The following is a 15882-nucleotide window of genomic DNA, read 5'->3' on the forward strand; positions in this document are numbered from 1 at the left end:
GCGATGAAGATTACCGCCATTGAAACCCAGGTTTGCCATGCCCGTATGCGCAACTGGATTTTTGTAAAAGTAGTAACCGACCAGCCCGGCCTCTGGGGCTGGGGTGAAGCCACGCTCGAATGGCACACCCGCTCGGTCGTAGGAGCCATTGAAGACCTTTCGCAGTTGCTAATCGGCGAAGATCCGCGACGGATCGAACATCTCTGGCAGATGATGTACCGCCAGCATTTCTGGCACGGCAATGGCGTTGTACGGGGTACAGCCATCAGCGGCATCGACATCGCGTTGTGGGATATCCTTGGAAAAATACATGGCGTACCTTGCCATGAACTGTGGGGAGGCCGTGTGCGCGACTATATCCGCTTGTACTGCCATTTGGGTGGCGGTAAAATGGAAGATTTTTACAACACCCGCCCCGACGACGCCAAGCGCTTCGGAGAACTGGCGCAGCGTGCGGTGGAGGATGGTTTTACTGCATTCAAATCCATGGCGGTGCCTGAGACAGCCCCGCTGGAAGGCCTGCAACCCGTACATTATGCGGAAGCCTGCGTAGCCGCCATGCGCGAAGCCGTTGGCGACGAGATCGACATCATGGTCGACTGCCATGCACGCCCTTCCCCCCGCATGGGAATGCTTTTCGCGAAGGCGCTGGAACCCTATGGTCTGTACTTTTTCGAAGAACCCTGCTGGCCGGAATGCGTCGACGACATTGCGCTGATCCAGCGTGCCGTAAAAACCCCGATCGCGAGCGGAGAGCGCCTCACAGGGGTACATGCGTTCCGCGACATGCTCGAAAAACGGGCCGTGAGCGTAATCCAGCCTGACATTACGCATTGCGGCGGCCTGAGCGAGGTCCGCCGGATAGCGGCATTGGCAGAGGCTTACAAAGTGGCCGTTGCGCCGCACAATCCCCAGGGACCGGTAAGTACCGCGGCATCCATCGAATTTGGCTTCGCCACGCCTGCCTATGCGATCTGCGAAAGCGTGCACAACGACGTCCCCTGGCGATCCGATGTCGTGAGTGAAGGTTTTAAGGTAGAAGAAAAAGGGCGGATCGTGTATCCCAACTCCCGTCCCGGGCTCGGAATTGAGATCAATGAGGAAGAAGTGCGGAAATATCCCTTTCAACAGGAAGTGCTGCAACGTTCATTTTACAAGGATGGCAGCGTAGGCGATTGGTAAAATTATATGGATCATACATTCAAAAACAGGATTGTACTGCTCAGCGGCGGATTGGGAGACATCGGTAAAGCCATTGCATTGGAATTTGCGCAAAAAGGGGCTTCCATGGCGGTAGGTGACATCAGAGAACCCAAAAAGGCCGCTGAACTCCTCGCGCGCCTGCATACGTACGGGGCAGCACATACGTACCATCAGGTAGATGTGGGCAATGCCTCCGCGGTACACGCGTGGATCGATGGCGTAGAACAGGCACTCGGAACACCCGATCTGATCATCGCCAATGCGGCGACGGTCACACTCGCGGGTATCCACGCCATCACGCCGGAACAATGGGCGGCCGAATTGAACGTAAACCTCAACGGTGCCTTTTTCATGACACAATATGCCACATCCCGGCTTCTTGCCCGCAAGTTACCGGGACGGGTCGTTTTTACAGGCAGCTGGGCGGCACACGCTGTGCATCCCGGATTACCGGCCTATGCGGTTTCCAAGGCGGGCATTCGTATGCTCTGCCAGAGTATGGCCCTGGAACTGGCACCGCATGGCATCCTCGTCAACGAAATAGCCCCCGGCTACGTGAATGCAGGACTGAGCGCGGGTATCTGGGCTGCCAATCCCGAGCTGCGCCACCAGGCCGAACAGCGGGTACCCATTAAAAAACTGATCAGCGTGGAGGAAGTAGCGCAGCAGGTCGCGTATCTCTGCCATCCTGATAATAACCATATGACCGGCAGCACGTTGCTGATGGACGGAGGGCTTTCCTTACTAACCTAGATGCAAAAGCAAAACTATCCCGAATTCCGTAATCCTTCCTTTGCCGGACGGATCGGCGTGGCGCAGGAAGATATTACGCCACCCGTTGGCATTTATGCGCGCAACTGGGGCGCTGCCACCCATGAAGTGGCCGAGGGCATTCACCGTCCGTTGATCCTCACCTGCCAGACATTTCGGGTATCGCCGGATGCCGCGCCGCTGGTATTGATCGGAGCTGACCTGGGCTGGTGGAAAAGCGCGGAAGACGAACGTCTTCTCAGACAGGGCATCCTCGACGCGCTGGGACTCGGCCCGGCGCAACTCATGTTTTGCCTCTCCCATACTCATGCAGGACCCAGTCTGTTCAGTGAAGACGCAGATAAACCGGGCGGATCACTGATTGCCCCCTACCTGCAAAAGGTAATGGACGCGGCTATCCGGGCTGCACTCAGTGCTCTGGCTTCTGCCTGCGAGGCTACACTTTCCTGGGGTTATGGCCAATGCGGCCTGGCCGCCAACCGCGACCTGCCTGAAACCGACAGCGATCGGCTACTCGTCGCATTCAACCCTGGTATGCAGGCAGATGAGACACTCCTGGTTGGGCGCATTACCGACAGCAATGCAAAGGTGATCGGCACGATCGTCAACTACGCCTGCCATCCCACCACCCTGGCCTGGGATAACCGGCTGATATCCCCGGATTACATCGGCGCCATGCGCGAAACCGTTGAATCCGAAACACGGACGCCCTGCTTGTTCTTGCAGGGTGCGTCGGGCGAGCTGGCACCCCGCGAACAGTACAGCGGCGACGTCACGCTGGCCGATGGTTACGGACGGCAGCTGGGACACGCAGTGCTTTCGGTGCTGTATGGTATGCAACCGCCACAAACCGGTCTGCGGTTCAGCGGTGCGGTGGAATCCGGTGCTCCCCTCGGAATCTGGAAAAAGGAGAAAGCGGCACCATCCCGGCATTTGGCAGTGGTCCAGATCGATGTACCGTTTGCATTGAAACCGCTCCCTTCACTGCATGAAATCGAGCAGGAATGGGAGGTTTGCGAAGATAATGTACTGAAAGAAAGACTCTGGCGAAAACGAGGGATCCGAAAAACGGTAGGCGACGGCGACACTTCCCCTATGCCGCTCTGGGTTTGGAAACTTGGCGATTCTTTCCTCATCGGCCAGCCCAACGAAGCTTATTCCTCGTTCCAGACCGACCTGAGAAACGCGCTGGCGCCACAGGCGGTCGCCGCCATCAACATTGTGAACGGCTATGCAGGCTACCTGCCACCTTCCGGACTGTATACGAGCGATAGGTATGCAGTATGGCAGACTCCTTTTGCACCCGGCTCGCTCGAAAAACTGACTACCACAGCCATCGAAACGGCTCAACGTATGAACTAGCCCTATGAACCTTAACCTTACCACCCTGGATGCCAGCATCTTTGCCATTTACATGCTCGGAGTGCTGGCGTTGGGCATTTATGCTTCCCGCCGCGGCAAGCAAACGAAGCGCGACTATTTCCTGGCCGGCGACAAACTGCCCTGGTGGATGATCGGCGGCAGCATCATTGCCTCGAACATCAGCAGCCACCACCTCGTAGGGGCCATGGGTGCCGCCTACAACCGCGGTTTCGTGGTGATCGCCATGGAATGGGGTGCAATCCTGATGGGTTTCAATGCACTGCTCTGGATATTCCTGCCCTTTTACATCCGTAATGGCTTTTTCACCATCCCTGAATTTCTTCACCGGCGTTTCGGCACAGCCACCCGCGCTACGTACGCCGGCCTGATCCTGCTTACTTATGTTTTCGTGGAAATCAGCGCGGTGCTGTATCTGGGGGCACTTTCGCTGCATTCGTTGCTAGGTATTCCGGTGCTGGTGAGCGTGCTTGTGCTTGCTGTCATGACTGGCATTTACACGATATCGGGCGGGTTGCGGGCCGTTATCTGGACTGAAATGCTCCAACTTGGCGTACTTGTCATGGGTGGCATTATTCTCACCATCGCGACCGTGAAAGCCTCCGGTGGCATTTCTGCGGTAATGGAAACGACCAAAGACTGGAAACTTCTGCTGCCTGCCGACGATCCGGATTTCCCCTGGACGATGTACCTCGGCGGCGCGCTCTGTATCAGCATTTTTTATTGCGCCACCAACCAGTTTATCGTGCAGCGCGTGCTGGCCGCCAAAAATGAATGGCACGCCCGGATGGGCGTGATTTTCGGGGATTACCTCAAATTCCTGGTGCCGCTGATCATCACGGTGCCCGCCCTGGTCGCACCCAAAATCATCCCGCATCTCGACAATCCCGATTTACTCTTTCCCACCCTCGTAGGCACATTGCTTCCTTCCGGGCTGGTTGGGCTGGTAATGGCGGGGCTCATTGCCGCGGTGATGTCGCATTTGTCCGGCGCAATCAACTCCTGCACAACCATCCTGACAGTGGATGTGTACCTGCCCTATTTTGGTAAAAATGTGAGTGAAGAACAAGCGGTGCGCTTCGGCCGCATTGCCGGAGGGGCGATTATCGTGGTAGGTATCCTTTGTACCAGTGTGTTGATGAATTATTCGGATAAACCGATTTTTATCTACCTCATGAATGCCTACGGACTTTTCACCCCGGGCATTGCCACGATGTTTCTGCTCGGCATCCTCTGGAAACGGACCACCGAACAGGGGGCGCTCACGGCCGGCATCCTCACTATCCCCTTTTCCATTGCCATTGAATTCATGTTCCCTCAAATGCCGTTTTTCAACCGTACGGGCATTGTTTTCTGGACTTGTATGTTGCTTTGCGTAGCGGTCAGTCTGGTCACAAAACCCAAACCCGAAAGCGAACTGGCCGGGCTGATCTGGAACAAAGAAAGCTTGTCGCTATTGCCGGAAGAACGCGAACAGCAGCGTGGGATCCGCAATCCGGTGATCTGGTGGGCAATTATTACTGCCGCGGTGCTGTTCTTTTATATTCGCTACGCATGACAATTGAAACCGTCCTTCCCCATCGCTGCGAGCTCGGCGAGGGGCCTGTATGGGATGCTGCAATAGGTGTGATCTGGTGGGCCGACATCATGAAGGGAGAAATTCACCGGTACGACCCAAAAACTGCCTTGCACGAACTATGCGCAACCGGTCAGATGGCCGGTTCGATCGCACTTCGGAAAGACGGGGGACTTATAGCGGCTATGGAGCACGGTTTCTACTTTATCGATTTTAAAAACCGGCTGCTGGCAGCGATCTCGGATCCCGAACGGCATTTGCACGGGAACCGTTTCAACGACGGCAAGTGCGACCCGGCGGGCAGGTTCTGGGCAGGCACGATGTCGATGCGCGATGAACCAACCGCGGGCACACTGTACCGGCTGGATAACGACCTTTCTGTTACGGCTGAAATCACGGGCGTGGGTTGTTCCAATGGCCTTGCTTGGAGCGCGGACGGAAATACACTCTACTTCATCGACAGCCTGGCTCACGACGTCAAAGCATTTGATTATGATGCAAAAACAGGCATAATGTCTAATTCCAGAACGATCGTTCAAATTTCACCGGAAATGGGCTATCCGGACGGCATGACGATTGACAATGACGGTATGTTATGGATTGCATTGTGGGATGGCTGGAAGATAATCCGGTGCGATCCCGGGAATGGGAAGTTATTACATGAAATAATCCTGCCCGTATCGCGCGTAACCTCCTGCACCTTTGGAGGTCCTGGTTTAACCGATTTATATATTACCACCGCCCGGACCGGTTTAAGTGATGAAGAATTGAAGAAACAGCCATTGGCAGGGTGTTTGTTCGTCGTAAAAAACAGTGGGTATCAGGGCTTGCCTGCTGATTACTGCTCCTACTGATTAATCGCTTCCCCTTTTATTTGTTGTGTCGATCAGGAGGCTCCTTTGGAGCCAAAATGTGGTACATGCTACCATTTCCTATAAGCCGGAAGCCGTTCTGCGGCCGGGTCCCTCACTGTCATTTTACCGGCGCACACTTTGTTAATAACCTCACTAACAACTACTTTAAACTCATACACTACGAACTTTAAAGCTCCTTCGTGGCTTTCAGATAAGCATATCCAAGCGGCGATATTTCATATCCTACCTCATGACTGATCGTCAGTCCCAGGTTTTTGAGTTTACGGATGTTGAGTTTCAGCCATTCCTTTTCATAACCAGTTATCCCGGCGAGATCGACGGCCCTCAGGCGGGGATGCAGCGCAATGGCGTTCAGCACTTTTGAAGTCCAGTTGCTATGCGTCGGATTGTTGTCCAGGCGGGCCAGGCGTTTGTTCAAGTCCGCAAATGCATCGACCGTTAACGCATCCCGTTCCCTGAGCATAATCCTCGGATCTTCGGAATGGTACGAAACCTCTAATTTAAAAATCCGTCCGTCGGGATTTTCGGGCAAAGAATCCATCAGTGCTCCACGATCTTCAAAACCCGCGTGCATGGCATCGCGGTCCGAAATCGCGTACTCCTCTACTTCGGAAATATCCACGATCCTGACCAGACCGATCGAAGTTTTCTGCAAACTGCCCTTTTTGACGGCAGATTTCGCCCAACGCCGGAATGCCAGTGTCACGGCCCCTGCACGGATGCCTTTCAGATGCGCCTCTTTGAACAGCATATTGAATCCGGATTTACAGCCGGACAGTGCCCGGCTGTACATTTATTTGCCTGGAACCTGCGCCCGACCGACACCAAACTGATCGCCTGACTTTACAAGCTTTCCATCCTTGAACTGCACCTCGATCACCTTCTCACTGGCGACATTGTTGTGAAATTCATCGGTCAATGTGGTTACGATTTTCCGGGTCTTGACATCAATGACCTCACCGCTCGATGGATAAGCGTAGCGTCCATCAAGGCTGAATGTGACCCAACCGGGCATATCCTGTACCGGAATCGTAGTGAGTTGCTGGTAAGGCGGCTTGGCGCTGAAAACATGCATACGCATGTTGTGCCCATCACAAAGCCATATTTCTGTTTCATCAGGTGTCAGTCCAATCCCATGACTCGGGTTACCATGACGCCGCACCGGCCCGCGCTCCCAGCCCTCTACATCGATATGGGCGATTTTAGTGCCCTTTTTCAGGTCACCTACCTCAAATCCCAGCAGACTGTCGACCGTGACATACACCAGTGATTCATCCGCATTGATGGTGAATGGCCTCACATAATTGGCAAACTCGCCTATCTTGCCTACCAACTGGTGCGTTTTGGGATCGGCGACGTGCAGCCATGGACTGGCGATATCACCCATATAAACCGCACGGCCGGAAGCACCGTAAATGGTGTTATGCGCCCGCTTATGGACATCTATTTTTTTGATGATCTCGCCGGTTTCGCAATTCACCACGTTCCAGAAACCCTTTTCCAGTGAAGGCAAGTACATCGTGCGGCCGTCGGGAGAGATGGCCATCCGGTCGCAACCTCCTTCAAACGCCTTTTCCCAAACTACTTTCTCCGAGGTAAGGTCGATGCGCTGCAGTCCTTCGAGTGTGCTGATGAAAATACTGTTCAATGGCAAACTCGCCGCAATTCCTTTCACGTTCGAAGGTTTCCCGTTCGGATGCAGGCCCTTTGTCATGATCCTTTTGACGAACCGGTGATTATGGTCCATATCAAAAACCAACAAGCCGTGACCGCCATAGCCAAGGTAATCCCTGATGCCAGGCGTCGCCACGTAAAGATACCGCCCGGAATCCTCCGTCGTGTCCGACTTCCTTGTGGTTTGCGCTATACCTGCCTGCGCAACAATCAATGGAAGAAAAATCAACCCGAAATAAATCTTTCTCATTTCAAATTCAGGAAACGGACGGGAGTTTATAACCATTATGGTATTCTTTTGCGATCAGTTTATTGGCCTCATCATCGGTGAATTTCCCTTTTTGTTTATCCCAGTAAATCTTCTTCCCCGTACGGTAGGCGATGTTACCCATCTGAGAGAATATCGCAATATCGGCCCCAACCTGAATAGGCGCATTCAAATCGGCCATTTTCCTGGACCTGACGACGTCGATGAAATTCTTCGTATGTAGATCCAATCCATTATCCGAAGATTTCTGAAATGCTACTGCTTCCATTCGCTTGCCTTCCGGGATCACTTCCCAACCATCGCGGTTCAGCACCAGTGTGCCGTTGTTGCCGATATAAGCAATGCCATGTTCGCGGGCATAAGGTCCTCCGTCGATCCCCATGGCATGTTCCCACTGGATGTTGAAATCGTCGAACTCGAAAACCGTCGTGAGCGTATCGGGTGTCTCGGCGCCGGAATCCTGGTTGGCGAATTTGCCTCCCGCCGCCATAATGCTGTTGGGCGTTGCCGATTTCATGCCGAGCAATGCGTAATCCAGTAAATGTACGCCCCAGTCGGTCATCAACCCACCGGCATAGTCCCAGAACCACCGGAAATTAAAATGAAAACGATTCGGATTGAATGGCCTTTTTGGGGCTGGCCCGAGCCACATATCATAGTTTACACCGGCAGGCGGGTTAGCATCCGGCAGCTTTGTAATGGGATTGACCCATGCAAAATAGCCCCATACTTTCACCAGCCTGATCTTACCCAGCTTGCCCGAATGCACAAAATCAATAGCATCCCGGAAATGCTTCTGGCTGCGCTGCCATTGCCCTACCTGAACGACCCGGTTGTAACGTTGCTGCGCCGCAACCATCGCACGGCATTCGGCGATGGAGTTCCCGATCGGTTTCTCCACATAAATGTCTTTTCCAGCCTGACAGGCCTCCACCATCATCAGGCAATGCCAATGATCGGGCGAACCGATCACCACCGCGTCGACATCTTTGTCTGCCAGCAACTGGCGATAGTCCCCATAGGTTTTGACCTTCATGCCTTTCGCAGCCAGCTCGGCCGAGCGCTTGCTGAGCACATTCTGGTCGACATCGCAAAGCGCGACGCAAGTTGTATCCGGGTTTTTCAGAATTGCATTCAGATCCGCCCAACCCATCCCATTAACACCGATGGCCCCAATCCGGATTTTATCTGCCGGAGAACCAGCAAAAGCGGAAGCATGTGAAGGTAAAATTGCCGAAAGCCCCGCACCCACTGCCAGTGCGGAAGCGGTACCAAGGAATTCACGTCTTGAGTTTGCCATAATCGATCGGGACTGGTTTGGTTCTTCCTATAAAAGGGCATAACCTGTCCGATGTTACCCATGGCCTGCCCGGGCAATCCGTGTCATGAGCGGCAGACGCCGGGGCCTTGAGCCGGGTAAGGTCACTGCGCGTCTCTGGGTGTGGTCACAATGCTGTGGATCAGCTTGTCGAGCTCTCTTTCCATATCTTTCAGGCGGGCAAGAATGTCGAGGTCACGGGTGGCCGCGTATGAATTTTGCAAATCCCTTACTTCTTTGATACGAAGGGCAAAACTGAGAAGTGTCATGGCTCGTTGAATAAGTGTATTTAAAATTGTAACAAATAAAAAGGGATTTCAGTACCCGGGTAACAGCCACTTCATATTATAATAAAAATCTAATCCCGATCAACGTCCGATCGATCTCTCCGTTTCATCCGGAATGTCCTTTTGGGATATTCCGTCGTCTTTCCGGGCTAACTTCCTGGTCCTGATCTGTTTTAATTTTGCATTATTAAAAAACCTGAACACGATCAATCATGAAAAAGAACACTCAATTCGCGCTGCTGGCATTCTCCTTCTTATTTTTAGCAGCATGCAGCACCGGATACAAACACCTGAAAACATCCAGGGAAGCAGGCTTCTCGGTCCGCGATTACACCACATTTGACCTTCAATATACCTTCCCCGAGGGAGCCGATACCCTGACGGCCGGATATGCCGGCAGCAAGGAACTCGCCACCCGAACCATTGCCGGCAGTATGGCCTCCAAGGGGCTGGTCAGGAGCGAAAATCCGGAACTGATGGTCAACCTCTCGGTATTGGTGAAGGAAAAAGCACAGACACGTCAGACCGATTTCCGGACCGACGGCTTACCAAGGTATATGGGTCAACGTCGCTATTCCTGGAAGAGCGAGGAAGTGGAGGTAGGGAAATACCAGGAAGGTACGTTGATCCTAGACATTATCGACACCAAAAACGATAAGCTCGTCTGGCGCAGCGGGGTCAAAGGAGTACTGCCTGAAAACACCGCCAAAGCAGAAGCCGGCCTGACGGCAGCCATCCATGACCTGATGGGCAAGCTGCAATAAGCAAACCGCCATGAGGGAATGAAAAAAATGCCCGGACAGCCGAAAGGTGTTCCGGGCATTGGCTTTTATAATATATTTAAGGTGATTTGACCATTCTCCTGGACCGACACCTTCATGCCCGCACCGAAACCGCTTACGATCAGCTATAAAAACGACGACAACTGGTTCGGTCAGGTCGGCCCGCAGCTGCTAGCTGCTTTCGATGACGATTCACTGACCTTTGATAACGAGATCGGACGGGGCGAATTTTACCGGGTTAATATTGACGAAGGGTTACGGGTCAGGCGTGTTACAGTTACTTTTCACCGACCTGTCATTTTCAAGCGAAAAATCACCCATGATCCGGGATATTATGTACTGGTTTCCAATCTCAGTGAACAGCATCTGGGGACCCGCACCGGCGAACAGGAGTTCAACCTGGGTTATGGAACCGAAAACGGCCTCTATTTCAGCTCTCCTCAGTTGAGCGCCTCCTATTCTTTCAGCCCCGGCATTCATTACCATCTCATTTTCATCGTATTGACTTACGATCGCATCCGGAATTTCATTTCACGCCAGCCCGAGACTCAGCAATCGTTGCTCCGATCGTTCGTCGAGGCCGACAGGCCCGTTTATCACGTGGAATGCCTGGATAATTATTCGCTGAACCTTTTGAAAGAAATGGACAAACAGATGCATGGGCAACGCGGCAACAACCTGCTTATCCATGCGCGCTGCCTGGAACTGTGTTACCACGTCCTGCAAAAGGTTGAGGACCGCAGACACCGTAGCAGCCGTACTGCGCCGGTTCATCCGTCAGATATTGCGAAACTCAATGAAGTCCGTCGTTCGCTGCTTAACAACTACCAGGAGCCCTGCCCACCCCTGCGCGAGGCCGCGCAACGGGCGCTCATGTCACCTACTAAGTTCAAGGCGCTGTTCAAGCAGATGTTCGGGCACACTTATTACCAGTTTTACAAACAAATACGGATGCACAAAGCCCGCGAACTGCTCATGACCCGAAAAATGAATGTTTCTGAGGTAGGATACCTATTGGGCTACAACAACCTCAGCAAATTTACACGTGCGTTCAAGGATGCTTTTGCCGTCACCCCGGGCAGCATGGTTACGATGCCAGTCATCCAATCGCGTGATCCCGCATTGTAACATTCGGGCGTTGGTCGATTTAAAACGTCCTTCATCGATTACCGGTTGAAATGCGGCCAGCGCCCGTCTAAGTTTGGGTATAACATCCTAATACCCAGAGACCATGCACGCCACCACCATCAAAACCATCCTGGTACATCCCAATCCCATCGAGCGCGAGGCATTATGCGCCTGGTTCCGGCAACAATCCGTGGTGACCATGATCGGCCATGTCAGCGACCTGGCATTTGGCTCCCAGCTCCTGACGGAGGCGGAAATGATCATCGTGTTCGACTACGGCTTCCGGGCTTTGCCCGGGCAAATCATCAGCCTTAAACGCACCAACCGGCATTTGAAATTCATGGTGTTACACTACAACCGTTCCGTGTCCAATATCCGCGACATCATCTGCGCGGGCGTCCATGGCTATATCGATCTTTTGTCAGAAACCGATGAATGGTACGAAGCCATCAGGGCGATATCCGACGGTCACGTATTTTACGGTCAGCGGATTATGCATCACCTGGCGGTAAGCCCGGCAGAAATGCAGGAATACTGCGTTCCCGAAGCGTCCGACCGGGCGCTGAGTACAAGGGAAATGGAAATACTGGACCTGGTAACCCGCGAATATTCGACTTCCCGGATCGCAGACGAACTTTTCATCAGCGTTAAAACCGTAGAAACCCACCGGCGCAACCTGTTCCAGAAACTACGGGTCAAAAATGTGGTGGGACTTACCAAGGCGGCCCTGCGTATGGGGGTGCTGGAATAGCCATTAAAAAACCCGGACGTCAGTGCCTGAGCGCCGCGCATCCGGGTTGAATCACAACAAAAAACCAAATCTTGCGCAAAACTATTCGATTGGCTGAATGGGCAATGTTTAGGTAATCCTGCGGCTAAGATGAGATTTTTACCGGCAAAGCAACTATATTGGCCGCAGTCCATGATGTTACTTCGCATATGAAGAAAATTGCTTTGTTCCTGATGCTGGCGCTGACCGGCGCTGCCTGCCGCCAAACTTCTGAAAAGAAAAACGAAATTGCGGTTCGCGATACAACCATTACGGTCGAAAATTCTTTCACCGAATTGTTTATCGACACTACCGCCCTCGCTAACTATATTGCCGGGCATCCGCTCGAAGACAGCCTGACCGTCAAACTGAAAAGCTTTTACAATCACCGCAATTACCAGTTTGCGTGGTTCTTTCCCGATGGCATGGCCGAGTTCGTTCCGACTTTCCGAAGCTTGCGGAACGATTATATCCACTATTCCGGTGACAGCTCACTATATGATCCTTCACTCGACAAGGCCATCGACTCATTGGCGCTATTGAAAAAAATTACGCCCGACAATCCGCTCGCCGTCAAAGCCGAACTGGCATTAACCGAACAATTTTTCCGCTATACCGACCGCGCCTATTCCGGCGACCACCGAATCAACACACAGGAACTCAACTGGTTTATTCCAAGGAGAAAACTCAATCCGGAGATTTTCCTGGATTCGTTGCTGAAAAACAAGGGTCAAAACCTCTCCGCTTACGAACCCGTCAACCGGCATTATAATCTACTCAAAGAGAAGGTCTTACAATACTATGCACTAACCCGCAACGGCGAACCGGCTACCGTAGATACGGAAAAGAAACTCCGCGAAGACGACCGTGACACATTGATCATCGCATTGAAACAACGGTTGCACGTATTGGGCGACCTGCCCGAAACCGATAGCACGGCCATTTTCGATAGCACATTAACCCGCGCCGTGAAGCACTTTCAACAGCGTGTAGGACAAAAGCAGACAGGCGTTACCAGCCCCGCATTCTTTAAGGAGTTGAACATTCCCGTCGAAAGCAGGATCCGGCAAATGCTCATCAATATGGAGCGGATACGGTGGATGCCCGCTGCGCCACCTACAGATTATATCCTCGTCAACATCCCCGAGTTCACGCTCCATGCTTACGAACAGGGCAAATTGTCATTCGACATGGTCGTGGTGGTGGGTTCCGAGGCCAATAGTACTGTCATTTTTTCAGGTACGCTCAACCAGATTGTTTTCAGCCCCTATTGGAATGTCCCTACGAGTATTCTTAAAAAGGAAGTGCTTCCCGGTATCAAAAAGAACCCCAATTATCTGGCACGGCATCATATGGAGTGGAACGGCGGCTCGGTGCGCCAGAAACCCGGCAAATCAAACTCGCTGGGGCTTGTCAAATTCCTCTTCCCCAACAGTTACAGCATCTATTTCCACGACACCCCAAGCAAAAGCCTCTTCAATGAAAGTCAGCGCGCGTTCAGCCACGGTTGCATCAGGCTGGCAGAACCCAAAAAGATGGCTGAATGGCTGCTGAGACGCGACAGTACCTGGACCAGTGAGAAAATTACAGCCGCCATGCATGCGGGGAAGGAGAAATACGTGCGCCTCCGCGGCCGGAACGAAATACCTGTTTTCATCGGCTATTTCACCTCCTGGGTCGATCAGCACGGCAACCTGCAATTTCGCAGAGACGTATACGGACACGACCGGAAGATGGAGGAAAGATTATTTGGGAATTCCGAAATGCCTGTTGCTCAAATCATCAAGCGCTGACAGCCTTCACTGCCGGGCATCCTGCCGGGCACGATTTTTACTTGTGAAGACACATAGCAAAGACGGCCGGGAAGATCCCGGTCGCTGGGAATTGACAATGTCATAGCGTATCCGTAACTTTGCTAACATCGTTAGGTAAACTATGCAGCGTTATGGGCATTCTCGAACGAAAAATACGGCAGAAGGAAAATATGCGGACCAACATCCTCGCAGTCGCGCTGCAGTTGGTCAAGGATGAAGGATGGCAATCGCTGTCCATCCGGAAAATAGCAGACGCGATCGAGTATAGTGTGCCGGTCATCTACGATCACTTTGAAAATAAAGAAGCGATACTTTTTGAACTTTCTATGGACGGTTTCCGGTTACTCGAAAGGCTGCTGGAAAAAAACAAGCGAAAATACCCTAATCCGGAGGATCAGCTAAGAGCCCATGCTGAGACGTATTGGACCTTTGCATTCAAAAATCCGGAATATTACCAACTAATGTACGGACTGGGAATGCCCTGCTCGGGTGCGGGAAAGATCAAGCCGGAGTTTAACTGTTTCCGTGATCACATCGGTCAGGCAATCGAAGAAATCGTAAAAAATAAAAAATCTTCGGATGATGAAACCTGCTTTAAAATTTATGCGTTCTGGTCTGTACTGCATGGTCTGATTTCGATTGTCATGATGCGTTGCTCCGACATCGATGATTCCACAATGAACAAAAAAGTCATGGACGACACTGTAAACGCTTTCATCAAGAACCTATAATTTTTTTCATTTTGGCTAACACTGTTAGTAATAATAACTTCACTACCTATTCATAACTAGCTCATCATCACCACAAAGAATCGTCCACACCCATGAAAAAAAACCAATCAAACACAACCAAAAGGCTTATTGCACTCCTTTTACTAGCCTCGGGATCTGCGGCAATTTACAGCTGCGGATCGTCCACCGCCAACGACGCACCGATGCAAATGCCTGCCCAGGCCTTGCCGGTGATTACGGTCAGCGACCATCAGGTAACAGCGCACCGTGAATTTACTGCTTCCATCCAGGGTAGCCGCGATATCGAAATCCGCCCGCAAGTAGATGGTTACCTGGACCGTATCTCGGTCGACGAAGGAGCTTATGTGCACAAAGGCCAAGTGCTGTTCCACATCGATGCCCGCCCTTATGCCGAACAGTTGAATAACGCTAATGCAAGCCTCCAGTCCGCGAAAGCCGCCTTGGAAAGCGCTGCGATTAACGTGGACAAACTGACCCCGCTGGTAGCCAACAAGGTGGTATCCGACGTGCAGCTGAAAACGGCCAAGGCCGCCTATGACGCCGCCAAAGCGAATGTGTCGCAGGCACAGGCCGCAGTGGAAGCCGCAAAAATCAACATCGGTTACACGAGCATCAAAGCACCGGCCGACGGTTATATCGGCGTGATTCCTTTCAAAACAGGCAGCCTGGTGGGTAAAGGAACTATGGAGGCGCTAACGGTACTGTCCGAAACCAAGGACATCCATGTTTACTTCTCCATGAGCGAGCTGGACTTCCTGGACTTCAAGCAGCAGTTCCCCGGAGCTACTATCGAGCAAAAAATCAAGCAGATACCACCTGTGGAACTACTTTTGGCTGACAACAGCATTTACCCGCAGAAAGGTAAAGTGGAGATCGTGGAGGGCCAGTTCGATAAGACCATGGGTGCCATCAATTTCCGCGCCACCTTCCCGAACGGCAACGGACTGCTGCGCTCCGGTAACACGGGCAAGATCCGCATTCCGCGTGAACTCACCAAGTCGGTGCTGATCCCGCAGGAAGCTACATTCGAGTTGCAGGACAAGGTGTTTGTATACACCGTGCTCGACAGCAACAAGGTGGAGGGGCGTCCGGTAACAGTTTCAGACAGAAGCGGACGGTACTATCTGATTTCCAAAGGCTTGAAACCGGGAGAAAAGATCGTCTATGCCGGACTTGACAGGCTGCGCGACGGAATGGCTATTGCGCCTCAGAAGATGTCGATGGACAGCCTTCTGCAAGCTAACCCGATCTGACGGACCTTTTGACATTACCCACCACACCAGTT

Annotated in this window: 15 protein-coding genes; 11 read left to right on the top strand and 4 right to left on the bottom strand. The window is 52.4% G+C overall.

Annotation, left to right across the window (positions count from 1 at the left end):
- Positions 1–3: 3 nt before the first annotated feature.
- Genes dgoD through BP71_RS09715 form a run of 5 tightly spaced genes read left to right on the top strand, consistent with a single transcriptional unit; the run spans position 4 to position 5784 of the window.
- Positions 4–1182, top strand: a complete 1179-nt coding sequence (gene dgoD / locus BP71_RS09695) for a galactonate dehydratase (RefSeq protein ID WP_496378534.1) — start codon at positions 4–6, stop codon at positions 1180–1182.
- Positions 1183–1188: 6 nt separating this feature from the next.
- A complete protein-coding gene (locus tag BP71_RS09700) occupies positions 1189–1956 on the top strand; it encodes an SDR family NAD(P)-dependent oxidoreductase (protein WP_496378536.1) in 768 nt (255 codons plus the stop codon).
- Entirely contained in the window at positions 1957–3336 is a 1380-nt protein-coding gene (locus BP71_RS09705) for a hypothetical protein (protein ID WP_496378538.1), read from the top strand.
- 4 nt (positions 3337–3340) lie between these two features.
- Positions 3341–4912 carry an SLC5 family protein gene (locus BP71_RS09710; protein ID WP_496378539.1) on the top strand — a complete coding sequence of 524 codons (1572 nt, stop codon included), beginning with the start codon at positions 3341–3343 and terminating at the stop codon, positions 4910–4912.
- Positions 4909–5784: an SMP-30/gluconolactonase/LRE family protein gene (locus BP71_RS09715; protein WP_496378541.1), complete on the top strand. Its 876-nt coding sequence runs from the start codon at positions 4909–4911 to the stop codon at positions 5782–5784. The genes BP71_RS09710 and BP71_RS09715 overlap by 4 nt, the downstream gene beginning before the upstream one ends.
- Positions 5785–5971: 187 nt before the next feature.
- Here the strand turns inward: BP71_RS09715 and BP71_RS09720 are convergent, their stop codons facing one another.
- From BP71_RS09720 to BP71_RS09735, 4 genes are all read right to left on the bottom strand, one after another.
- Positions 5972–6556 (bottom strand): ASCH domain-containing protein, encoded by a 585-nt coding sequence (locus BP71_RS09720; RefSeq protein ID WP_496378542.1) that lies wholly within the window; start codon positions 6554–6556, stop codon positions 5972–5974.
- Positions 6557–6598: 42 nt separating this feature from the next.
- Positions 6599–7729 (bottom strand): YncE family protein, encoded by a 1131-nt coding sequence (locus BP71_RS09725; protein ID WP_496378544.1) that lies wholly within the window; start codon positions 7727–7729, stop codon positions 6599–6601.
- Between the two features lie 7 nt (positions 7730–7736).
- Positions 7737–9047 carry a Gfo/Idh/MocA family protein gene (locus tag BP71_RS09730; RefSeq protein WP_496378546.1) on the bottom strand — a complete coding sequence of 437 codons (1311 nt, stop codon included), beginning with the start codon at positions 9045–9047 and terminating at the stop codon, positions 7737–7739.
- Positions 9048–9169: 122 nt separating this feature from the next.
- Positions 9170–9334 carry a hypothetical protein gene (locus BP71_RS09735; RefSeq protein ID WP_496378548.1) on the bottom strand — a complete coding sequence of 55 codons (165 nt, stop codon included), beginning with the start codon at positions 9332–9334 and terminating at the stop codon, positions 9170–9172.
- Between the two features lie 230 nt (positions 9335–9564).
- Here BP71_RS09735 and BP71_RS09740 point away from each other — a divergent pair, with 230 nt between their 5' ends.
- From BP71_RS09740 to BP71_RS09765, 6 genes are all read left to right on the top strand, one after another.
- Positions 9565–10116, top strand: coding sequence for a DUF4136 domain-containing protein (locus BP71_RS09740; protein WP_496378550.1), 552 nt, complete (start codon positions 9565–9567; stop codon positions 10114–10116).
- 114 nt (positions 10117–10230) lie between these two features.
- Positions 10231–11262: a helix-turn-helix transcriptional regulator gene (locus BP71_RS09745; protein WP_496378551.1), complete on the top strand. Its 1032-nt coding sequence runs from the start codon at positions 10231–10233 to the stop codon at positions 11260–11262.
- A gap of 103 nt (positions 11263–11365) precedes the next feature.
- Positions 11366–12013, top strand: coding sequence for a response regulator transcription factor (locus BP71_RS09750; RefSeq protein ID WP_496378553.1), 648 nt, complete (start codon positions 11366–11368; stop codon positions 12011–12013).
- A 188-nt stretch (positions 12014–12201) separates the two neighbouring features.
- Positions 12202–13824 (top strand): L,D-transpeptidase family protein, encoded by a 1623-nt coding sequence (locus BP71_RS09755; RefSeq protein WP_496378555.1) that lies wholly within the window; start codon positions 12202–12204, stop codon positions 13822–13824.
- Positions 13825–13976: 152 nt separating this feature from the next.
- Positions 13977–14576, top strand: coding sequence for a TetR/AcrR family transcriptional regulator (locus BP71_RS09760; protein WP_496378557.1), 600 nt, complete (start codon positions 13977–13979; stop codon positions 14574–14576).
- 92 nt (positions 14577–14668) lie between these two features.
- Positions 14669–15850, top strand: a complete 1182-nt coding sequence (locus BP71_RS09765) for an efflux RND transporter periplasmic adaptor subunit (RefSeq protein ID WP_496378559.1) — start codon at positions 14669–14671, stop codon at positions 15848–15850.
- Positions 15851–15882 lie beyond the last annotated feature (32 nt).

It is taken from the genome of Dyadobacter ginsengisoli DSM 21015, from assembly GCF_059568735.1.